The sequence below is a fragment of the Serratia symbiotica genome (assembly GCF_000821185.2).
GTDB lineage: Bacteria > Pseudomonadota > Gammaproteobacteria > Enterobacterales > Enterobacteriaceae > Serratia > Serratia symbiotica.
The window spans coordinates 1,243,210-1,265,248 of the sequence record NZ_CP050855.1 but is presented as its reverse complement, the minus strand read 5'-3'; the positions used below and the strand labels follow the sequence as shown (position 1 = coordinate 1,265,248).

The 22,039-nt window shown below is 52.6% G+C and carries 20 protein-coding genes; 12 read left to right on the top strand and 8 right to left on the bottom strand.

The features are described from left to right. Positions 1-151: 151 nt before the first annotated feature. Together SYMBAF_RS06385 and SYMBAF_RS06380 are read left to right on the top strand one after the other, a co-directional pair. Positions 152-619, top strand: coding sequence for a C40 family peptidase (locus SYMBAF_RS06385; RefSeq protein ID WP_040265885.1), 468 nt, complete (start codon positions 152-154; stop codon positions 617-619). Between the two features lie 398 nt (positions 620-1,017). After that, on the top strand, positions 1,018-1,758 hold the full coding sequence (locus SYMBAF_RS06380; RefSeq protein WP_040265887.1) for an EAL domain-containing protein: 741 nt from the start codon (positions 1,018-1,020) through the stop codon (positions 1,756-1,758). A 507-nt stretch (positions 1,759-2,265) separates the two neighbouring features. Here the strand turns inward: SYMBAF_RS06380 and SYMBAF_RS06375 are convergent. The 6 genes from SYMBAF_RS06375 to SYMBAF_RS18080 all read right to left on the bottom strand — a co-directional run bounded on the left by SYMBAF_RS06375 (position 2,266) and on the right by SYMBAF_RS18080 (position 8,686). Beyond that, positions 2,266-3,051, bottom strand: a complete 786-nt coding sequence (locus SYMBAF_RS06375) for a heme ABC transporter ATP-binding protein (protein ID WP_040265889.1) — start codon at positions 3,049-3,051, stop codon at positions 2,266-2,268. Further along, entirely contained in the window at positions 3,044-4,048 is a 1,005-nt protein-coding gene (locus tag SYMBAF_RS06370; RefSeq protein WP_040265890.1) for a FecCD family ABC transporter permease, read from the bottom strand. Before SYMBAF_RS06370 ends, SYMBAF_RS06375 begins: the two co-directional genes overlap by 8 nt. Then, positions 4,048-4,878 carry a heme/hemin ABC transporter substrate-binding protein gene (locus SYMBAF_RS06365; RefSeq protein ID WP_040265892.1) on the bottom strand — a complete coding sequence of 277 codons (831 nt, stop codon included), beginning with the start codon at positions 4,876-4,878 and terminating at the stop codon, positions 4,048-4,050. Before SYMBAF_RS06365 ends, SYMBAF_RS06370 begins: the two co-directional genes overlap by 1 nt. Beyond that, on the bottom strand, positions 4,875-5,909 hold the full coding sequence (locus SYMBAF_RS06360) for a hemin-degrading factor (protein WP_040265894.1): 1,035 nt from the start codon (positions 5,907-5,909) through the stop codon (positions 4,875-4,877). The genes SYMBAF_RS06365 and SYMBAF_RS06360 overlap by 4 nt, the downstream gene beginning before the upstream one ends. Positions 5,910-5,973: 64 nt before the next feature. Next, positions 5,974-8,055 (bottom strand): TonB-dependent hemoglobin/transferrin/lactoferrin family receptor, encoded by a 2,082-nt coding sequence (locus tag SYMBAF_RS06355; RefSeq protein WP_040265896.1) that lies wholly within the window; start codon positions 8,053-8,055, stop codon positions 5,974-5,976. A 505-nt stretch (positions 8,056-8,560) separates the two neighbouring features. Continuing rightward, a complete protein-coding gene (locus SYMBAF_RS18080) occupies positions 8,561-8,686 on the bottom strand; it encodes a hypothetical protein (RefSeq protein WP_264082019.1) in 126 nt (41 codons plus the stop codon). 15 nt (positions 8,687-8,701) lie between these two features. Between SYMBAF_RS18080 and SYMBAF_RS06350 the strand changes: the two genes are divergently transcribed. Both SYMBAF_RS06350 and SYMBAF_RS06345 read left to right on the top strand, forming a co-directional pair. After that, positions 8,702-8,857: a hypothetical protein gene (locus tag SYMBAF_RS06350; protein ID WP_162483247.1), complete on the top strand. Its 156-nt coding sequence runs from the start codon at positions 8,702-8,704 to the stop codon at positions 8,855-8,857. A gap of 89 nt (positions 8,858-8,946) precedes the next feature. Continuing rightward, on the top strand, positions 8,947-9,360 hold the full coding sequence (locus SYMBAF_RS06345) for a hypothetical protein (RefSeq protein WP_152609147.1): 414 nt from the start codon (positions 8,947-8,949) through the stop codon (positions 9,358-9,360). A 178-nt stretch (positions 9,361-9,538) separates the two neighbouring features. Here the strand turns inward: SYMBAF_RS06345 and ydiK are convergent, their stop codons facing one another. Next, a complete protein-coding gene (ydiK, locus tag SYMBAF_RS06340; RefSeq protein WP_040265900.1) occupies positions 9,539-10,639 on the bottom strand; it encodes an AI-2E family transporter YdiK in 1,101 nt (366 codons plus the stop codon). A gap of 378 nt (positions 10,640-11,017) precedes the next feature. Between ydiK and ydiJ the strand changes: the two genes are divergently transcribed. From ydiJ to sufE, 8 genes are all read left to right on the top strand, one after another. After that, positions 11,018-14,074: a D-2-hydroxyglutarate dehydrogenase YdiJ gene (gene ydiJ / locus SYMBAF_RS06335; protein ID WP_040265901.1), complete on the top strand. Its 3,057-nt coding sequence runs from the start codon at positions 11,018-11,020 to the stop codon at positions 14,072-14,074. Positions 14,075-14,130: 56 nt separating this feature from the next. After that, positions 14,131-14,487, top strand: a complete 357-nt coding sequence (locus SYMBAF_RS06330) for a hotdog fold thioesterase (protein WP_052447835.1) — start codon at positions 14,131-14,133, stop codon at positions 14,485-14,487. A gap of 377 nt (positions 14,488-14,864) precedes the next feature. Continuing rightward, the gene (sufA, locus tag SYMBAF_RS06325) at positions 14,865-15,236 is read left to right on the top strand and encodes a Fe-S cluster assembly scaffold SufA (protein WP_006708347.1); all 372 of its coding nucleotides are present in this window, start codon (positions 14,865-14,867) and stop codon (positions 15,234-15,236) included. A gap of 14 nt (positions 15,237-15,250) precedes the next feature. After that, positions 15,251-16,747, top strand: a complete 1,497-nt coding sequence (sufB, locus tag SYMBAF_RS06320; protein WP_040265903.1) for a Fe-S cluster assembly protein SufB — start codon at positions 15,251-15,253, stop codon at positions 16,745-16,747. A gap of 42 nt (positions 16,748-16,789) precedes the next feature. Further along, positions 16,790-17,536, top strand: coding sequence for a Fe-S cluster assembly ATPase SufC (sufC, locus tag SYMBAF_RS06315; RefSeq protein WP_040265904.1), 747 nt, complete (start codon positions 16,790-16,792; stop codon positions 17,534-17,536). Beyond that, complete coding sequence (sufD, locus tag SYMBAF_RS06310; RefSeq protein WP_040265905.1) at positions 17,511-18,797, top strand: Fe-S cluster assembly protein SufD; 1,287 nt, start codon at positions 17,511-17,513, stop codon at positions 18,795-18,797. Before sufC ends, sufD begins: the two co-directional genes overlap by 26 nt. Beyond that, a complete protein-coding gene (sufS, locus tag SYMBAF_RS06305; protein ID WP_040265907.1) occupies positions 18,794-20,020 on the top strand; it encodes a cysteine desulfurase SufS in 1,227 nt (408 codons plus the stop codon). The genes sufD and sufS overlap by 4 nt, the downstream gene beginning before the upstream one ends. 30 nt (positions 20,021-20,050) lie before the next feature. Further along, on the top strand, positions 20,051-20,467 hold the full coding sequence (sufE, locus tag SYMBAF_RS06300; RefSeq protein WP_040265908.1) for a cysteine desulfuration protein SufE: 417 nt from the start codon (positions 20,051-20,053) through the stop codon (positions 20,465-20,467). A 168-nt stretch (positions 20,468-20,635) separates the two neighbouring features. On the opposite strand, the gene SYMBAF_RS06295 is transcribed toward sufE, so the two are convergent. Next, a complete protein-coding gene (locus tag SYMBAF_RS06295; RefSeq protein ID WP_040265910.1) occupies positions 20,636-21,955 on the bottom strand; it encodes an IS4 family transposase in 1,320 nt (439 codons plus the stop codon). Between the last annotated feature and the right edge of the window lie 84 nt (positions 21,956-22,039).

The window sequence follows — 22,039 nt, the reverse complement described above, 5'->3', positions numbered from 1 at the left end:
ACACATGGGAGACAGTCTATTATTTCCTTTGCAGAATTTGCGTTTTTTCTCGTGTAGCAGATCAATTAACGCCAAATAGTCCCCCCGCAGGCCATATTTGCTAGGTAAGTCGTGTAGCAAAGCGAGATGGCATGATACGGTAACCAGTTTAATGAAGGGATATTATGCGCTTAGGTTTTTATTAGCTAGTGTGATCCTTGCCGGATGCAGCAGCCATGCGCCGCCTACTGGACGCTTGGCAGACTCCATTGTAGTGATAGCGCAATTGAATGAGCAACTGCGTCAATGGTACGGAACGCCTTACCGTTACGGAGGTATAGATCGCGGCGGTGTGGATTGCTCAGGGTTCGTTTACCGTACTTACCGTGATCGCTTCGATATCTCGTTACCGCGCTCAACCGAAGCGCAGATTTCACTCGGTACTCAGGTTTCGCGCGATGAGTTGAGGCCAGGGGATTTGGTTTTTTTTAAAACCGGTAGTGGAAAAAATGGGTTGCACGTCGGTATCTACGACACTAACCATCAATTTATCCACGCCTCAACCCGCCATGGTGTTATTCGCTCCTCACTGAATAACGTCTATTGGAAGCGCGTCTACTGGCAGGCCCGGCGCATCTAGCCTTAATTCAAATTTGCCAAGCCATGGGTATGCATTTTTTTTCGCAACAATTCGGCAAATAAGAAGGTGAATTGCGGTGTTATTAAATTTAATTAGTATTCACCATTCTGTTGATTGATGGTTTAAGAGACTTTGTTATGGCAGACTCTTTTTGTTGAACGGTTTTTTTAATAAAAACAAGGGCGGTAGTTCAAATTCCCCCACTATAAGTTAAATTCCTTTTTAAATTTGAATATTCCTAAATCAAGCGGTTTCTTTATACATTTCCATTTCAAGCTGGCAATTAAGTGTTAACTTGTTGATATTTATTATTAAATTACCAGGGATTGATCGACAAAATATATTGATATAGGATAAGCAGCTCGCCATTCAGCCTATGGCATTAAAATGACATTAAAATGAAAATCCAACTTGAAGCTGACTTTAGTAGTCGCTATGTTTTTCAACCTGTTTACTCAATGGAAGGTAAGTTGTTTGCGGTGGAAATGTTAAGCCGTTTCAACAGCTTAGATGACGATTTAACCCTGCCAGTCGGCATTGGGATTAATTTATTGAGTCCCGAACAAAGGATTGAGCTATTTAATGAGCAATTGATACTGGCGCATCGCTACGCAGCCTGGTTCAGCAAGCATGATGTGCTACTGACCATCAATATCGAAGAAGCCGTTGTCGAATCGATTCTTTCCGATCAACAGATGCGCCAACGCATAGCACATTGTCCCTTTATTGCATTTGAAATCAGTGAGGGTTTTCCAAATCTATCCGCTGGGAAGAACAATGAAAGCGTCAGCCGATTAAGCGAAATGTTTATGCTGTGTCTGGACAATTTCGGTTCGGGGCAGGCAACGCTGACGGCACTGTACGATGGCCTATTTGACTATGTAAAGATCGACAAACGATTTTACTGGCAGCTATTTACCCATCAGGGGTATGACGTGGTTATTGACGCACTGCTAAAGAATATCAATCTATTGTGCAAGGGAGTGATTGTCGGGGGAATAGAGCGAAAAGAGTACTTCAATAAGCTCAGGCATGCGGGTGTTTTTGGCCTACAAGGTTTTTTATGGCCCAGTGTTGGTGTAGACAGTCTACAGGCTTTGCAAGCGATGCCTGGCGAGTTCAATAACACTAAGGGATAAATATATGCCTATCATACGGCAAGTTGCCTATGCGTCAGCTTTCCTCACTCACCCCGTCAATTATCGGTGTCAGTGCTTGCGGATTAATGAACCGCATCTTTGAAGTTCAGCCTGAACCGCCCCGATCTTCTTGGAGAGAGATAAGTCAGGAAATTCAGGCTGCCAGATTGTTACTTTTTCTGGCAGCATAAAATGCTTCCATCCTGGTGTGCCCTTTGGCTATTCGCCTTGACGCATATTCCTGTGTTTTTGCATCGATACGCAATAGGGCGCTGGTTGACCAAAAACTGATGCAGGAATGTGGTTTACTCAACCGCCAGCCGGGGAAGCACCGGCATAGTGGGGGCTTGGGAAGAAGCACTGGCCTCGCCAAACCTATTGAAAAGGCGATTTATACCAGCCTCACCGAACCAGGTGTGGTGTGGGGACATCAGCTATATCCTTTTCGTGTCCAAGAGGTTCATCGTAAGCTTACGGGGTAGGCTCTAAGTTCTGCCTCCTTAATGCTTATTGCCGTAAATAGACTTGCGGCAATGCCACTTCTGGATGATGTACTACCCCTAAATCGGCCTGATACCATCGGGTGAGAATGCCCGTGCATAGCACCTCTTGCGGCGTTCCCGCTGCGACCAGCCGCCCCTGGTGCAATAACAAAATTCTGTCGGCATACAGTGCGGCCAGGTTGAGATCGTGCAGTACACAGCAGACTCCCAGCGGCTGTTGGCGTGTCAAAGCGCGCAGCAGCCGTAGCGTATGTTGTTGGTGATACAGGTCTAATGCCGAGGTAGGTTCGTCAAGAAACAGCCATGAAGGGGAGGGCTGTGGTTGCCATAGCTGCGCTAGCACGCGCGCCAACTGCACCCTTTGTTGTTCACCGCCAGAAAGCTGGCGATAGTCCCGCTGTGCCAGCTCAAGGCAATCGGTCTGCGCCATAACCTGTTCTATCGCCTGCTGCCTGTCACGCTGACCATGTGGAGAGCGCCCCATGCTAATCACTTCTTCCACGGTGAAAGGAAAAGCCAGATCGCTATATTGGCGCATCACCGCCCGTACTTTTGCCAACTGTTGTGGTAGCCATTGCTCCAGCGGGCGATCGAGCAGCCAGCATTTGCCGCAGCTTGGTGTCAGGTAACCGGTCAACAGACGCAGTAATGTCGACTTACCCGCACCGTTCGGCCCGATAATCGCCAGCATTTCACCGCTAGCGATGCTGAGTGAAACATCGTTGATTAACCAATGTGAACCTAGGCTATAGCACAAATGCTGGGCTGTCAGGCTTGCGGTTCTATCCATTTATTGGCTCCCGCTGGCGCATCACCAACCATAAAAAGTAAGGCCCGCCGATCAGGCTGGTCATCAGCCCTACCGGCATTTCGGCCGGGGCCACCAGAGTGCGCGCCAACGTATCGCTGACCAGCAGCAAACATGCGCCACCCAGTGCGGAGCAGGGAAGCAGCCAACGGTGATCACCGCCGAGGCGCATGCGTACCAGATGCGGCACCACCAGGCCGACAAAACCAATCACGCCACTGATCGCCACTGCTACGCCGATCAGCAGTGCGCTCAGCAACAGCAACTGCAATTTGGTACGCTGGACATCCACTCCCAGATAGTGGGCTTCTTCATCGCCCAACTGCAACAGGTTCAATCGCCGTGCCTGCCGCAGTGTAAGCAGCGCAGCGGGCAGGATCAACGAGACGGCGATGATCAACATCGGCCACTGCGATTGGCTAAGGCTACCCATCATCCACAGGGAGAACTGACGCAACTGCTGATCGCTACTGACATAAGACAGTACTCCGATGGCTGCCATGCACAAGGCATTGATGGCGATGCCTGCCAGCAGCAGGCGTGACAGGTTGCCGCGCTCGCTACGGCTGATGGCGTAAATCAGCAGCAAGACCAGCAGACTGCCAATGAAAGCCGCCAGCATCTGACTGTATAAGCCGATAACGGTCGGCAGCGCCAGTGGCATCACGATAATTAGCGCCACAAATAGTGCGCCGCCACTGCTAATGCCCAGCAGGCTGGGATCGGCCAGCGGATTGCGGAACAACCCCTGCATTACCGCGCCGGAAACCGCCAGTGCACAACCGATCACCACTGCCAGCAGTACACGTGGCAGGCGGATGTGCAGCCAGATATGCCACGATCTCTCGCTGAATGGCTCACGCCACAGGGTGAGGAATGACAATGTCAATGCCCCCATATTGGCGGCGACCAATACCAGCAAAGTCAGCAACACCAGTAGGCCGGCGATAGCCAACGGAGGGGAAGGGCGGCTGCGCATTACTTTTGCTCCGCCGCTTGGCGCAGCTTGGCCAAGGTCGCTGGCATTTCTAGGCCAAAGCCCAGCAACGCCATGTCATCAACGATCAGCACACGGCGATTTTTACCCGCCGGCGTTAGCGCCAGACCTGGCAAAGACCACAGTTGTTGCCAACCGCCGATCGAACGCACGCTATCGGTGGTGATCAATAACAAATCCGGCGCGCTGGCGATGACGCCTTCTTGCGACAGCGGCCGATAACGTTCGAATCCCTGCATGGCATTTTTCAACCCGGCGGCGGTGATCACCGCATCGGCGGCGGTATGCTGCCCGGCGGCCAGCGGCGTCATGCCACCATGGTTCATCACAAACAGCACCTTGACGGGTAAAGGGCTGGTGTTGACCGCCGTCAATTGTTGCAGGTAGCGGATGCTCAGTTGCTTACCCTGTTCGCTGCGCTGCACTGTATCAGCGATCACGGCGATTTTTTTTGGCACCGTTTGCAGGGTCGTGTCGCCTGGCACGCTGACCACCTTAACGCCGCTTTCGGCCAACTGTGTGAGCACTAGCGCCGGCTGTGCCAGTTCAGTGGTCAGCACCAGCGTTGGTTTTAGCGACAGAATGCCTTCAGCATTCAGTTGGCGCATATAGCCGATGTCCGGCAGCTTTTTAACCGCTTTTGGCTGCAAGCTGATGCTATCGCGGGCGATCACGTCATCACCCGCGCCAAGTGCGAAGACAATTTCAGTAACGTCACCGCCTATCGAGACAATACGTTGCGTTGCCGCAGTGGTTAGTGGCAGTGTCAGCGTGATCACCAGCACCAGACAACGGGTCAATGAAGGTTTCATGCGGCAACGTCCTTGGCTTGCAGCGCGGCGATCTGCTCACGCCAGTGAGTTTGTTCCGCTTGCCCTTCTGTACGTTGTCCGTAGAGCTGGGCGATCTGCGTACCATCGGCGGCAAACAGTTCCAGGCTGGTGACGATGCCGTCTTTGGTCGGTTTACGAGTGACCCAGCTTTCGGCGATCGCATTTTCGTCCAGGTGTAAGTTGAAGCGGCGGTTAACTACATTGATCCAGCCTTTCAGCGACATCAAGCGTTCGATCTGGCCGGTGAAGATTTGCACACAGCCACGGTTACTGACAAAAATCATAATTTCGTTTTGCCACTGTTGAGCGGTATTTAATAACTGCGTCAGCGCACCGTTATCCACCTGAAAGGCCAAATCGTCGCCAACGGCGCGAAACGCCTGTTGACGCGTCAGCTTATTGCGGTTTAGCAGCGGGAAAAACTGGTGAACGTCGGTCATTTCACGCCATTCGCGGTCGATTTTTTCGGCGTCCAGTACTGTGCTGAGCGTAACGACCTCAGCCGGGTGCAGTATCAGGGGCGGGTTTTCCTCGTTCCTGTGGCGTTCAACCAACGCCATCCAGCCTGGCAAATCAGTTTCGTCGGTGGTGTACACTTTATGTAACGCATCGCCCTGATGGTCAAAGAACTGAATGCTATGGCGCACGCCGCATTTGCTCGTCTCGCTCATGGAGAAGGCACTGGCCCACTGGTTGAAGAACAGACGCAAGTCCAGTTCACGCGGATTGAGGATCAGACCGGCATGGCCGTTGAGATGCTGGTTATGGTAGCGCCCCATCAGCTCATGCACTGCATAATGGTTGCGAGTAATGGATTGGGTGACGCCGATGTGTTCGAGGTCGGCGAGCAGGATGCGGGTATTAGCCTGCAAGCGGTGAGCATCATGGCCGACGCGGGCATGGATCAGCTCCGCTTCGCTTACGCCAAGGAGCCTTGCCAAATCGCGCGCGTATTTTCCCGGATGATCGATTTTGGCCTGTTGGTAGCGTTCATAAAGGGTATTATTCATCAATTAATTTCCTCTGCCGTAAATAGGGGAACGGGGCGTCATTTGCCCCGCCAGATGCTCAAAATTACCACTGGTAACTTACCAGCAATTTGGCATTGCGCCCCTCCTGCGGGATGCCTTGTGGTGAATAGTATTCTTTGTCGAAAGCGTTGCTCAGCATGAGGGTAGAAGTGAAATTTTTCGCGTGACCACGCCCTTTATAGCTAAGATAAAAATTGTTGACACCATAGCCAGCTTGTTCAGTTGTGGCGGTCGTCACAGAGGTCATTCGTTGGGCAAAGGTAGCGACTTGGCCGATCGACAAGCCGGTTGCACCCAACGGAACATCCAGTCTGCTGGTGATGGTATCGGGGTTGATGTTGCTCAACCAACCACTGCTTGCCTGGTCTTTACCACGGGTGCGGTTATAGGTTAAATCCCAATCAAATAGCGGCGTGTGGTAGCTCAACACCGCATCCCAACCCCAAATTTTTGCGTGATCTATATTGATGGAAGAAGTAGTGCAACTGATGCAATAAGGGCCTTGCGGGCCAAATCCCAGCTTCATGGTGACATTGGTGGTGATGTAGTCTTTGGCCTTGGTGTCGAAATAGCTGGCTTTGAACTGCAAGCTATCGTCAGCCAACAGTAAATCGTCAAAGCGCAGCCCAAAACCATACTCCTGGGTTTCGTTGGTTTCGGGTTTCAAGCGCGGGTTTGGCACCCAGTAGTTGGTTAAGGTCGTCGGTCCCCGAGATTTCGAAAAATGTTTGGAATCGTTATACATTTCACCCATGGTTGGTGCACGGAAGGCTTGCGAATAGGAAGCGAACAGCATCAGCCAATCGGTCGGGGTGATGCTGATTGCGCCGCGCGATGACCATTTGTCGGCATCAACATCGGGGTAACTCTGGCTGGAGCCTTTGTAATTATCATAACGCGTGCCAGCCAACAACGTGATAGGCAGATCGCGTAGCGTAACCTCATCTTGCAGCCAGCCAGAGGCGAAATGGATTTTCGCCTGTGGAAAGCCTTCGGCAGCACCATCTGGCGTTTGCGCCTGCTTATAAGCCTCAGTACCGTAGGTAAATAGGTGAGAGGCAAAGGTATCGGCAAACAGGTGAGTATGGTTCTTTAAGCTGGCACCGTGAGTAGTTTGTTGGCGACTTTGGTCTCCGTTACCTAGGGTATGCGCATTTATTTCTACTTGGGAATAATAAATTTTGGCGTCAGCATCCAGCCAATCCTGGCCAACCGGGTTTAGCCTGTAACTCAGTGCCATATCATGCAAAATAGTTGAGCGGTCGGTCATCAGGTTGTCGTGCCCACTGAAGGATTGCTGAGGGTTATTCGGTTGTTGAGCACGGTTGTTGTAATAGCGCAGGTTACCGATTAATGATTGGTTATCATCGATCTTCCAGGTGCCTTTGGCCAGCAGGTGGCTGATGGTTTCATCGTTTGGTGCATCGGAACCGTTACCCTGATGCAGGTTACCGACATCACTGATGCCGAACGACAATAAGCCGTCAAGGTGGTCAGTCTTGCCGTAGGTACTAGCACCCATGCCCAGACTGTGATCACCGCTGCCTGCGGTAGCGTATACCCGGTAGCCGGTATCATGGCTCGGTAACAGCAAGTCTGCGGCATCGACGGTTTCATAAGATACTACGCCGCCCAACGCACCATTACCGTACAGCAGGGCTGAAGGGCCACGCACGACTTCAACGCGTTTCACCAATCTTGGATCCAGAAAGATCCCGTCGATATGGCCGGTATCGGTACCCTGGCGAATGCCATCCACCAGCGTTAATACGCCACGGCGATCATAGCCACGCATCATGAAGCCCTGGCCGTTGCTGCGGCCAGTGCCAGTAATGCTAATGCCTGGCACGCGTCGCAGCATATCGGCTGCAGTGCTGGCGCTTTGGCTTTCAGGGGTGTTGCTTTCGATCACCGTTACCATCATTGGCACGTCAAAACTGCGGCGCGGATTGCCAGTGGCGTTCACGGTTATCGTGTCGTCAGTGGCTGGGTTCCTTTTGGCTGAGGCCGGGGCGGAAGAAGAGGTTGTGTTGGTGTTTTGTGCAAAGGTCACCGTAGGCAGAGTGCAGGCAATGGCCAGACTCAATGCGGAAAAACGTAGCCGGGTGGAAATGGTTAAGGGCATTGGGCAACTCTCCGTGTGTTTGAACATATCAATAGTTATGTCTAGCTATCTGGATCACAGTCAACGGGATGGCTGACATTTAAAGGATCTTGCGTTATTTAGAGCTTATCCCAGCACAGGAACATTGTTGCAGCCCGCTTGGACACTGACAGCGCACAACAACCGATGCATACCGGGAGTCCGTGAGGATGGCGAGCACTGCACAGGGCCACATGGCAAATAAAACAGCCTAATGGGATAGGTTCTTAGTCAGGAAGCATTTCCCGGCTTTAATCTGCCACAACTGATAGCGTTGATCTTGATGGATAAACTGCCAGACCATCGGTATCGAGCAATAGTGCACTGTTATAACAAGGGAACGTATCCACGCTGCACCTGCCGGTGGAGGGTGGAGAGCGGCTGAGATTGTTTATCGTTATCCACCTCAAATGAAAATTATTATCAAATTGATAATTATTATCATGTGGTTGGAAAAAGACATCAAGGAAAATTTTTTTATTGAGGATCACCCAACCACCATCACCATGGCGCTGGAACCTACACGGATCTTGTGGCAGATATCGATCCCTTTCTCTTCGCTGATAAAGGTGTCATGCCCGGCCACTGACAATATTTGTTTGATAAATTCCAAAGGCAGGACTTGGCCGTGAAGCAGGAAGAACAGGTAAAGCTTGGCGTATCTCCGGGTAGAATTTCCATCGATAAAGAACTGACTGGTTCAACCGGCAGCGGCGTTCCCTTTGTTGTACATAGCCATTATCCCCTGATACCTGGCGCTTATGCCGCGCCAGTGTTTCGTTAAGGTGTCATCCGCGATCTAAAAAGTGACAGTTATATTATTACAGACGAGCAGAAAAGAATGACCTGATTTCCGCCCGGGTGCAGTATCTGGTGTCTGGGGCAAATGACAGCAAGGATTTTGAGTTCTGGCTGCGGTTCAAGGCTGCCGGAACGCCTGTGGTCATCGCTCACTTGGACAATAACGATGGTGATACTAATCGCATAAAACGGGAACTGACAGCCGAGAAAAATCCACGAATAGCAGAACATATAAAAGAATACTGTGCATTTGAGGAAGAAGTACTAAATGCCAGAGGAGAGAATGAAGGGAACTGCTTTTATTCCAGGTTCAGCGTGCCGAGAACCCGTTCCGAATTATTTATGATAATACGGATGGCTGCCCCTCTCCTGAAGGCAGGGGGGGGGGGTGCTGATGGGATGAATATCTCTGCTGACAGTCTTACACTGGGGCTGAAAAATAATTATATTGGCGTAAGAAGAATAAAAAAAACCCACCATAAATGATGGGTTAAAGACTACACACAGCAATTAATACAACTATATTACAATAGTAAGTTACTATGAGTCATTAGGAATCATCCCAATAAATAGCAGCATTTTATTTTATGACTCATAGCGACGGGAAGTAATAAGACAGACATAATAGAAATACTGCCCGGCGAACTGGGCAGTAGTGGGAGGGTTAGCTCTCTTCCAGATTTCTCGCCACATCTTGCAGCGTAGTGGTCGGCTTAGCTGCTTCATCCATCCAGGCGGTGAGTAGGCGGTAGGACACCGCGAGTACCACCGGGCCGATAAACAGGCCGATCAAACCGAAGGCCAGCAGGCCGCCGATCACCCCTAACAGGATCAGTAGCGTTGGCAAATCAGCCCCCATGCGGATCAGCATTGGCCGCAGCACGTTATCCAACGTGGCGACCACGCAACTCCATATCACAAGTACCGTAGCCCAAGTGGTATCACCGCTCCAGTACAGCCAGATGATGGCTGGCACCAGCACCAGCAGCGGTCCCAATTGTGCCACGCAGCAGATAAAGATCAGCACCGTCAGCCAAGTGGCGGCGGGGATACCACTCAGTGCCAGGCCGATCCCTCCCAACACTGACTGCACCAGTGCTGTCACCACCACACCCAGCGCCACTGCACGAATCGCTTGCCCGCCCAGCAACACCGCTGCATCGCCGCGCTCAGCGCCCAAACGCACCGCAAAATGGCGGATACCCAGCGCCACCTGCTCACCACGCGCATACAGTATCACGCTAAACAACAGCATCAGCGTGCAGTGCAGCAGCAGGCGGCCGATATGTGCCGCCTGCGTGACAAACCAGGTGGCAGTTTGGCCAAAATACGGCTGCATTTTTGCCAGCAGCGCGGCACCGCCAGCATTGACCAAGGCATGATAACTGTTATAGATCTTGTCACCGAACATCGGTAGGGATTGCAGCCAGACAAACTCAGGCATATGCAGCTTGCCGAGCGTGCTGGCCCAAGCGATAACCGGGCCGCTGTTATCCACCAGGCTCCCGATCATCAGAGAAATTGGCAGGATGAACAGCAAGATCAGTAGCATCGTCATGGCCATCACTGCCAGCGAGCGTCTCCCCCACAGCAGCTTTTGCAACTTGATCAGCAATGGCCAGGTTGCGATCACCACCATCGCGGCCCAGGCTAAGCCGAGAATAAACGGCTGGATGACCCAAAAACTGGCGATGATCATGGTGGCGATAAACAACACACCAAAAATAATCCGTGGTAAATCGTATCGGTGTTGCGGTTGTGTCATCAATGGGTCTCTTTCTCGTAAGTTAATTCCGTGGCACTGCATTATCATGGTTCATCTTCGCCAATTTTCACAGCGCACTGCACATTTTTGCGATGGAATTGGGAATAATGTGTATGCCTACACTAACCGAGTAGGTCAGCAATAAAAATAGGGTGGGTCTGAATAACGACCTGATGTTGTGCCTATCCCAGTAGGTAGTAGGCCTACATTATTGTAGCCAGTTTGCACACCGACAGCGCGCAACAACCGCAGCGTACAGGGAGCATGTGAGTATGGTGAGTATTGCTCAAGGCCAGAATGGCAAATAAAATAGCCTAATGGGATACGCTCTTAACGTGCTTTAGCGCATAAAAATAAGTAGCCAGGGTTAAAAAGCCAATGATCCCAGCGATTTCTCAGACACCCCGCCTCGTTAAACGGGCGTGCGATTTTTTGGACGCACTGAAGCAACATGGATTTAACGGCGATACTGCCACCCGCTACGCTGATCGGCTGGCGATGGCCACCGATAACAGCGTTTATCAGATGCTGCCCGATGCTGTGGTGTTTCCTCGCTCTACCCACGATGTGGTGTTGATCGCCCGTCTTGCGGCGGAAGAACATTTCACGGCGTTGACCTTCACCCCACGAGGCGGTGGTACCGGTACCAACGGCCAGTCGCTCAATACTGGCATAGTGGTAGACATGTCGCGCTATATGAAGCGCATTATGGAAATTAACCTCAAACAGGGTTGGGTGCGAGTTGAAGCTGGGGTGATCAAAGACCAGCTGAATCAGTATCTGCGGCCATTCGGGTACTTTTTTGCACCGGAACTCTCCACCAGTAACCGCGCCACGCTAGGCGGCATGATCAATACCGATGCCTCCGGGCAAGGTTCGTTGGTCTATGGTAAAACGTCCGACCATGTGCTTGGCCTGCGGGCGGTACTGCTGGGCGGCGAATTGATCGACACCTGTGCGATGCCAACGCCGCTGGCGGAGATGACGGCTCTGGAAAAAACCGCTGAAGGACGCATCTACCATCAGGTACTGAAGAGCTGCCGTGACCAACGTGCGTTGATCCTGGAGAAATTCCCCAAACTCAACCGATTCCTGACGGGGTACGATTTGCGGCATGTGCTGAGCGACGATCTGCAAACCTTCGATCTGACGCGTATTCTGACCGGCTCCGAAGGCACATTGGCGTTTATCACCGAAGCGCGACTGAACATAACGCCGTTACCGCAGGTGCGTCGGCTGGTTAACGTTAAATACGACTCCTTTGATTCAGCGCTGCGCAACGCGCCCTTTATGGTCGCCGCCAAGGCGCTGTCAGTGGAAACCATCGACTCTCAGGTGATGAACCTGGCACGTGAGGATATCGTCTGGCATTCGGTGAACGCGCTGATCACCCCGGTGCCTGATAAAGCCATGCTGGGTTTGAACATCGTCGAATTTGCCGGTGACGACCAGGAACGGATCGACAGACAGCTAAAGAGGCTGTGTCGGCGGCTTGATGAATTGATCGCTGAGCGGCAGGGAGGCGTGATCGGCTATCAAGTCTGCGACGATCTGGCAGGTATCGAACGCATCTACCACATGCGTAAAAAGGCAGTCGGCTTATTGGGCAATGCCAAAGGGCAAGCCAAGCCGATCCCATTTGTCGAAGATACCTGTGTGCCACCGCACTGTCTGGCGGATTACATTGCTGAGTTCCGCCAACTGTTGGATAGCCATAACCTGAGTTACGGCATGTTCGGCCACGTCGATGCTGGTGTGTTGCATGTTAGGCCAGCGCTCGACCTATGCGATGCACAGCAGGAAGTGCTAATGAAGCAGATTTCCGATCGGGTGGTGGCGCTGACCGCTAAATACGGTGGCCTGCTGTGGGGGGAACATGGCAAAGGGTTCCGCGCCGAATACAGTCCAGCGTTTTTCGGGGAAACGCTGTATGAAGAATTACGCCGTATTAAAGCGGTATTCGATCCAAATAATCGACTCAACCCAGGCAAAATTTGTGCGCCAATGAATGAAGACGCGCCATTGATGAAAGTAGACGCCATCAAGCGTGGTACGTTCGATCGGCAGATCCCCATCGAGATCCGCACATCAATGCGCGGCGCGATGGCGTGCAACGGCAATGGCCTATGCTTCAACTTTGACGTGCACAGCGCGATGTGCCCATCGATGAAGATCACGAGTAACCGAGTTCACTCGCCCAAAGGGCGAGCAGCGCTGGTGCGTGAGTGGTTGCGCTTACTCTCAGAGCAGGGTATTAATCCGTTGTCGCTGGAGGAACAGTTGCCGCAGCAACGTTTCAGCTTCCGCACCCTGATCGAGAAAACCCGCAATAGTTGGCACGCAGCTAAGGGCGAGTACGATTTCTCGCACCAGGTGAAAGAGGCGATGTCCGGCTGTCTGGCTTGTAAAGCCTGTTCTACCCAATGCCCGATCAAAATTGACGTGCCTGACTTCCGTTCACGTTTTTTGCAGTTGTATCACACCCGCTATTTGCGACCGCTACGTGACTATGTCGTCGCCGGGGTGGAGAGCTACACGCCGCTGATGGCTAAAGCACCGAAGGTGTTCAATTTTTTCTTGCGCCAGCCTTGGGTGCGCGAAATGAGCCGCAGTGCCATTGGCATGATCGATCTACCGATGCTGTCCAGCCCTACGTTGCGTCAGCAGCTCTCCGGCCATAGCGCCATCACCACAACGTTGAAGCAATTGGCAGGGCTGAACGCCGCACAACGTGCACGATATGTGCTGATCGTACAAGACCCGTTCACTAGCTACTACGATGCCAAGGTGGTGGCAGACTTTGTCCAACTGGTGGAAAAACTCGGCTTTAAATCGGTGCTACTGCCGTTCTCACCGAACGGTAAGGCGCAACATATCAATGGATTCCTGACGGGCTTTGCCCGCACTGCACGCCATACCTCCGATATTCTTAACCGCGTGGCGCAACTTGGCATGCCGCTGGTGGGGGTCGATCCGGCGTTAGTGCTATGCTACCGCGATGAATATCACGAGATCCTAGGTGAAAAGCGCGGCGACTTCCAGGTACAGTTGGTGCATGAATGGCTACAGCCGTTGCTGGCTGAACGCACCATGCAGCCAGCAACGGGTGAACCTTGGTATCTGTTTGGTCACTGTACTGAAACCACCGCTCAGCCAGTCAGCGGTCAGCAGTGGGCGGCGATTTTCGCCTGCTTTGGTGCCAAATTAGAAAATGTCAGCGTTGGCTGTTGTGGTATGGCTGGTACTTACGGCCATGAGGTGAAGAATGTGCTGAACTCGCGTGGTATTTATCAGCTATCGTGGCATACGGCGCTACAGCACCTACCGCCACAACGCTGTTTGGCGACGGGCTATTCCTGCCGTAGCCAGATAAAGCGCCTTGAAGGCAGCAGCGTGCGCCATCCATTACAGGCACTTCTGGAGATCATTGTGTGAAATTGTGGAAACGTGAAACGTCTCTGGAGCAGTTAAACCGTATCAGCGAAGGCTGCATGATCAGCTACCTGGGAATTGAATTTACCCAACTTGCAGAGGACTTCCTCGAAGCCACCATGCCGGTGGACAAACACACTCGCCAGTCGTTCGGGCTGTTGCACGGCGGAGCCTCGGTGGTACTGGCGGAGTCGATCGGCTCAATAGCGGGTTATCTGTGCAGCGCGGACCCGCAAAAAGTGGTAGGGCTGGAAATCAACGCCAGCCATCTGCGCGCGGTATTTGATGGCCATGTGCGTGGCGTATGCCGGGCGCTGCATGTTGGCCGCCGGCATCAGGTGTGGCAGATTGAGATTTTCGATGCGTGCGGGCACCTGTGCTGCACATCGCGTCTGACTACGGCAATAATTGACTGATTTTCGGGCCACCAAGGGCCAGACAAGGCCGATTACTGTCGCTGAACGCATTTTATGACAGACGAGAGGCTAAAATGAGTATTTTCTATGAATTTTTTGTTGGCAATTTTTTGCAGAGCTGTAAAGCTTGCACCCCAGTGGGGTAAGCGCTACGCAGATACAGGGTATGGAGTAAATTCAGAGGGATAAGATCGACGCCTTTGCACCAAACTGCGCAAAGCACCGTGACTGTCACGGGGGCTTGCCGTGCGAGGTCACGAAAACCTCGCTTAAGGCTGGTACCCCTGTAAAACAAACGGTTGAAGTGACACGCCTTATCACTAACATATAATCCACCTGACTCAGTGGTGATCAGACACAAATGTAAGGTAGACCCTATGCAAACGGAAAATGTTGGCACTTTTTCTTTGAATGACAATGTTTGGCAAGGCATTACGCTCAGCGACAGCGCCGTACAACAAATTATTAAACTAATGCAGCAGAAGCCACAGGCGAAAGGGCTACAGCTAGGGGTGAAGCAATCCGGTTGTGCCGGTTTTGCTTATGTGTTGGATCTGAGCTGTGATCCGGCCGATGACGACCTACTGTTTGAACGCGGTGGTGCCAAACTTTACGTGCCATTAAAAGCCATGCCGTTTATCGATGGCACCACAGTGGATTTTGTTCGCGAAGGGTTGAATCAGATGTTTAAATTTAATAATCCTAAAGCTCAGCATGCTTGCGGGTGTGGCGAGAGTTTTGGTATTTGAGCGATGTAATTAACATGACACGAAGCAATGTAGAAATACCTAATGAAATGCAAGCTTGGGTCAGCGAAGGTGGTTATAAAGAAGGTTTCTTCACTCAACTGGCTACCGATGAGTTGGCCAAAGGTATCAATGAAGAGGTAGTGCGCGCCATTTCGGCCAAGCGCAACGAGCCTGCGTGGATGTTAGAATTCCGTCTTGAAGCCTATCGAGCCTGGCTCCAGATGAAGGAACCGCACTGGCTCAAAGCCAACTACCCACGCCTGAACTATCAGGATTACAGTTATTATTCGGCACCCTCCTGCGGCAGTTGTGACGATGTTTGCGCGGGGCAACCCGGGGCAGAGCCGCCACAAAACGCGGTGGCGGAAAAAGACTACCTGACCCACGAAGTGGAGTTGGCATTCAACCAGCTTGGTGTGCCGGTGCGTGAAGGTGGCGAGGTGGCAATGGATGCCATTTTTGACTCGGTTTCCGTTGCCACCACCTACCGCGAAAAGCTGGCAGAGAGCGGGGTGATTTTCTGCTCGTTCGGCGAAGCCATTCAGGAATATCCCGAGCTGGTGCGCCAGTATTTAGGCCGTGTCGTACCCGGTAACGATAACTTCTTCGCCGCGTTAAATGCGGCGGTGGCCTCGGACGGCACTTTTGTGTATGTGCCGAAGGGGGTGCGTTGTCCGATGGAACTATCGACCTACTTCCGCATCAACGCCGCCAAAACCGGCCAGTTTGAACGTACCATCCTGATCGCCGATGAGGGCAGTTATGTCAGCTACATTGAGGGCTGCTCCGCCCCGGTGCGCGACAACTACCAATTGCACGCTGCGGTAGTGGAGGTGATTTTGCATAAGGATGCCGAGGTGAAATACTCAACGGTGCAGAACTGGTTCTCTGGCGGCGAGAAGCAAGGTGGCATCCTAAACTTCGTCACTAAGCGCGCACTCTGTGAAGGTGCCGGCTCAAAAATGTCCTGGACTCAGTCGGAAACAGGCTCGGCGATCACTTGGAAATACCCTAGCGTGATCCTGCAAGGCGATAACTCGATTGGCGAGTTTTTCTCGGTGGCACTGACCAGCGGCTACCAGCAGGCGGATACTGGCACCAAGATGATCCATATCGGTAATAACACCAAATCGACCATCATCGCCAAGGGGATCTCCGCCGGTCACAGTGAGAATACCTACCGTGGCTTGGTAAAAATCCTGCCAGGGGCGGAAAATGCGCGTAACTTTACCCAGTGTGACTCGATGCTGATCGGGCCGCATAGCGGTGCCCATACCTTCCCCTATGTTGAGACACGCAATAATAGCGCTCAGTTGGAGCATGAAGCCACGACGTCGAAGATTGGCGATGACCAGTTATTCTACTGCCGCCAGCGTGGCATCAGCGAAGACGACGCCATCTCAATGATCGTCAATGGCTTCTGTAAGGACGTCTTCTCTGAGCTGCCGTTGGAGTTCGCCGCCGAAGCACAGGAACTCTTGGCTATTAGCCTGGAACACAGTGTGGGCTAACCGCCAAATTTTTAGCGCAGCAGCGCGACCTGAGGACAGTGCATGTTAAGTATCAATAATTTGAAAGTCAGCGTAGAAGGCAATGAAATCCTCAAAGGGTTGAATTTGGAAATTAATCCGGGCGAAGTCCATGCCATCATGGGGCCAAACGGGTCGGGCAAGAGCACGCTCTCCGCCATGTTGGCGGGCCGTGAAGAGTATGAAGTGACAGCAGGTGACGTCACTTTTAAAGGCAAAGATTTACTGGAGTTAGCACCAGAAGAACGCGCTGGTGAAGGGGTATTTCTCGCATTCCAATACCCGGTGGAGATCCCCGGCGTTAGCAACCACTTCTTTCTGCAAACATCGGTCAATGCAGTGCGTAAATATCGCCAACAGCCTGCACTCGATCGTTTCGACTTCGCGGACTTTATCGAAGAAAAAATTGCACTGCTTGATATGCCGACTGATCTGCTGACCCGGTCAGTCAATGTCGGTTTCTCCGGTGGTGAGAAAAAACGCAACGATATTCTACAGATGGCGGCGCTGGGGCCGACTTTGTGCATCCTTGATGAAACTGATTCCGGCCTGGATATCGATGCGCTCAAGATTGTCGCTAACGGAGTTAACTCGCTGCGAGATGGAAAACGCGCGTTTATTATCGTCACCCATTACCAGCGCATTCTGGATTACATCAAGCCGGACTACGTCCATGTTTTGTCTCAGGGGCGTATCGTCAAGTCCGGCGATTTCACGTTGGTGAAACAGTTGGAGGAGCAGGGTTATGGCTGGCTTGCCGAGCAACAATAATTCACGCGTGTTGCAACAGTGGTCTAGCCTGTTTGAACGCCGCAGTGGCGAGCATTCCGCCCATGCCCTGGCACACTGGCAACAGGTGCAGAGCCTCGGCTGGCCAACGCGCAAACATGAAAACTGGAAATATACCCCGCTGGAAGGGCTGTTGGATCAGCAATTTATTGAACCGTTGGCCAAACCGGTCACTACGGCGCAATGCGATGCGCTAGCGCTGAATATTGAGGCCTATCGTCTGGTGTTTATCGATGGTCACTTCAGCGCTGCGCTCAGCGATCGCCATTTGGGTGAGTATCGCTTCGAGCTAGCCACCAACGGCACCCCACAGGCGCTGCCAACTCCCATTCAGCCGGAGATTTTCCTGCACCTGACGGAAAGCCTGGCGCAAGAAACCAGCATCATCCACCTGCCTGCTGGCAAAGCCGCCACACGGCCACTGTACCTGCTGCATATCAGCAGCGGGAACGGAACTGAAGGCGAAGTGAATACCGTACATCATCGCCATCACCTGGCGATTGCGCACGGCGCGCAGGCTGAAGTGATCGAGCATTACGTCAGCCTGGGTGATGCTGCACATTTCACTGGCGCGCGGTTGACGGCCAATGTGGCCGATAATGCCGAGCTACTACACTGTAAGCTGGCGTTTGAAAGCTACCCGAGCTACCACTTTTCCCATAACGATCTGGTGATTGGCCGTGATGCACGGGTGAAAAGCGATAGCTTCCTGTTGGGAGCCGGATTAACCCGTCATAACACCAGCGCACAATTGAACGGCACAGGTGCCAACTTGGCGATCAACAGCCTGGTGTTACCGATCGGCAAAGAGGTATGTGATACCCGCACCTATCTAGAGCATAATCAGGGATACTGTGAGAGCCGCCAGTTGCATAAAACTGTGGTCAGTGACAGGGCCAAGGCGGTATTCAATGGCATGATCAACGTGGCCAAACACGCGATCAAAACCGATGGCCAGATGACCAACCATAATCTTCTGCTGGGCAAAGCGGCGGAAGTGGACACCAAGCCGCAGTTGGAGATCTACGCCGATGACGTCAAATGCAGCCACGGGGCCACCGTTGGACGCATCGATGTGGCGCAGTTGTTCTATATGCAATCACGCGGTATTGACAAGCATGCCGCACAGCAGATGATCATCTTCGCTTTTGCCGCCGAACTGACCGCAAACATTGCCAACGAAACTCTCCGAGAATGGGTGCTGGCGCGCATTGCCCAGCGCCTGCCGAGGGAGAACGCATGAGTTATCCGATTGAGCGCGTGCGCCGCGATTTTCCGTTACTGGCGCGGGAGGTTAACGGCAGTCCGTTGGCCTACCTCGACAGCGCCGCTAGCGCGCAGAAGCCGCAGGTGGTGATCGATCGCGAACTGGACTTCTACCGCCATGGCTATGCGGCGGTGCATCGTGGTATCCACACCTTGAGCGCCGAGGCAACGCAGCAGATGGAGGCAGTGCGTGAAAAAGCGGCGCAGTTTATCAACGCTGCCTCGGCGGAAGAGATCGTATTCGTCAAGGGTACCACTGAAGGTATCAATTTGGTGGCCAACAGCTTTGGCCGCCACTTGCTGCAACCGGGCGACAGTATCATCATCACCGAGATGGAGCACCATGCCAACATCGTACCTTGGCAGATGCTGGCGCAGGAGCACGGGTTAAATCTGCGAGTCTGGCCATTGCAGGCGGATGGCACCTTGGATCTGGCTCTGCTGGCGGACGTGATCGACTCATCCTGTAAACTGCTGGCGATAACTCAGGTGTCCAACGTGCTGGGCACCGTCAATCCGCTGCGTGATATTATCGCCCGTGCTAAAGCGCAAGCCCCCGCTTTGCATGTGTTGGTGGATGGCGCGCAGGCGGTGATGCACCAGCAGGTTGACGTGCAGTCGCTGGACTGCGATTTCTATGTCTTCTCTGGCCACAAGCTGTACGGGCCTTCCGGTATCGGTATTCTGTACGGCCGTCGGGCGTTGCTGCAACAGATGCCACCATGGGAAGGGGGGGGGGCGATGATTCAACAGGTTAGCTTAAGTGCTGGCACCACCTTCGCCGAGCCACCGTGGCGTTTTGAGGCCGGCTCGCCGAATACCGCTGCTATCATTGGGCTGGGGGCGGCGATCGACTACGTGAGTGCACTGGGTCTGAAGGCGATCCACAACTACGAACAATCGCTGATGCACTATGCACTTGAGGCGTTGCAGCAGGTGCCGACAATCAAAATCTACGGCCCGGCGGATCGTGTCGGAGTGATTGCCTTTAATTTGGGTGAACACCATGCTTATGATGTCGGTAGCTTCCTCGATCAGTATGGCATTGCCATTCGTACCGGCCATCACTGTGCGATGCCGCTGATGGCGTTTTATCAGGTACCCAGCATGTGCCGCGCCTCGTTGGCGCTATATAATACACAGGAAGAAGTGGCGCGGTTAATGGCCGGTTTACAACGCATTCATCAGCTATTGGGCTAGTGTCAGCTAGGCATAACGGAAAGAAACCTCATGGCGAATCTGCCGGACAAAGATAAATTGGCGCGTAATTTTTCCCGCTGTCTGAACTGGGAAGAGAAGTACCTGTATGTGATCGAGTTGGGAGCAAAACTGCCCGCGTTGAATGATACCGAGCGGCAACCCGGCAACCTGATTTCCGGTTGCCAGAGCCAAGTGTGGATCGTCATGAGCAGCGACGAGCAGGGGCGGGTTGAATTTCATGGCGACAGCGATACGGCGATCGTCAAAGGGCTGCTGGCGGTAGTGTTTATCCTTTACCGCTCGTTGACGCCACAGCAGATTGTCGATCTCGACGTGCGGCCATTCTTTGGCGAACTGGCGCTCAGCCAACATTTGACGCCATCGCGATCACAGGGGGTGGAAGCAATGATCCGTGCTATCCGCCGTAAGGCTACGCAGTTACTCTGAAGCGATGGATAAGACTTTGTTGTTGTATTAGCTTCGTCACTCCTTGAGCAACCACTGTTCTGATTTACCACCACTAAATTTGCCAAAGAGCAGCGACTGACCCCTCTGTAAGTTTGACGCAACAGTGAATAACGGCAAAAAAACGGCGCACAGAGTGCGTAATGCTTGTCAGTTAAGCTTTTGAGGACGCCGCAACGGGTAACGTTGCGGCTTCTTTTTTACCGCTCTTGGATAATGTCTTTGCCGTCGGGCTGACAGGACGAAGCTTTCAGCCATCGCCAGGATTTCATTCATCACTTTCGGCACCTTTCCCGGAGCCACCGCTGGCAGTATGCTCAGTTGCGCTGTTAGATACAGTGCAGCCTGTTTAAACCCTATCTGGTAAGGCTCCACGTTTTTCAGGCTGTAAGCCATCTGTGCCATCATGAACCTCAGCAGGTTATAAGCCAGCACTACACCCCAGAGTTCCTGTCTTATTAGCTCTGGCTTTCTGCTTCTCAGCGTCAGTTCATTTTGCAACAGATGCTGTTTCATTTCTCTGAAGCCCTGCTCGATTTCCCAACGCTGCCCGTAAAGGTCAACGATATCAGCTTTAGGGTAACGTAACGGATCGCACATTGACGTCAGGATCTGTATTGTTTTTCCGTTGATTTCTTTACTTATCAACCTCGCCGTCAGTGTTTGAGGCGCATCTTTCCATTTCTTACGGGCCTGAGGGGGTAAGCTGAGTTCGACCAGTTCATGTCCTGCACCCAGCTTCTCGCGCACCTGATACTGCGCGCCTTTGCGCAGTGGGATCATCCAGTGTTTTTCTGTTCCTGATGACCACCAGTGGTGAAGCAACCCGAGTGCATAGAAGCCTTTATCCAGTATCGTCAGTGAGTGGTCCTGCGTCTGCCCGGCCAATTGAGCGGCAAGGTCAACTTCGCTGGTTTCTGACACGCTGCCAAAGCTCACACCGGATAACAGATGACTGGTCACTTCCATCTGACAGACCATACGCAGCTGTGGCCAGTCGGACTGGGCATACTCATTAGCTGTTTGTCCAAAAGCAGCATCATTTTCCGGCGTGTCCGGTGTTCTCCACAGAGTGCCGTCTACAGCCATCAATGTCAGACCGTTCCAGTGGGATAACGGTGTTTTCTCGAACCAGAGTTGGCGTGTTTTCTCGAAAACCAGTCTAACCACATCTTCCCCGAACCGCTGACGGGCTTGTACCACGGCGCTGGGTGCGACAAAAGGACGCTTACCCGGCAGCATAATATCGAGATGTGAAACCAACTGATTCATGGAAAATGAGCGGAACAAGGACATACCGGCGACAGCCCAGACCATCATCTCCATGGGGAGACGGCGCTTGCGAAGCGTCACGACCCCGGTATCAGCCAGGCACTCATCGATAAGCTCAGGTGAGAGCAAATCAGACAGTGCAGCAAACTCTTTAGGAGAGAATTTAAGAACGGCATCAAGCGCCTGACTCAGTAACATAAAAAAATCCGTAATCTCAGGGAGATTACGGATTTTCACACAGAGGTAGGATCGTTCAAGTGATCCTTAACTGATCGGCATTAC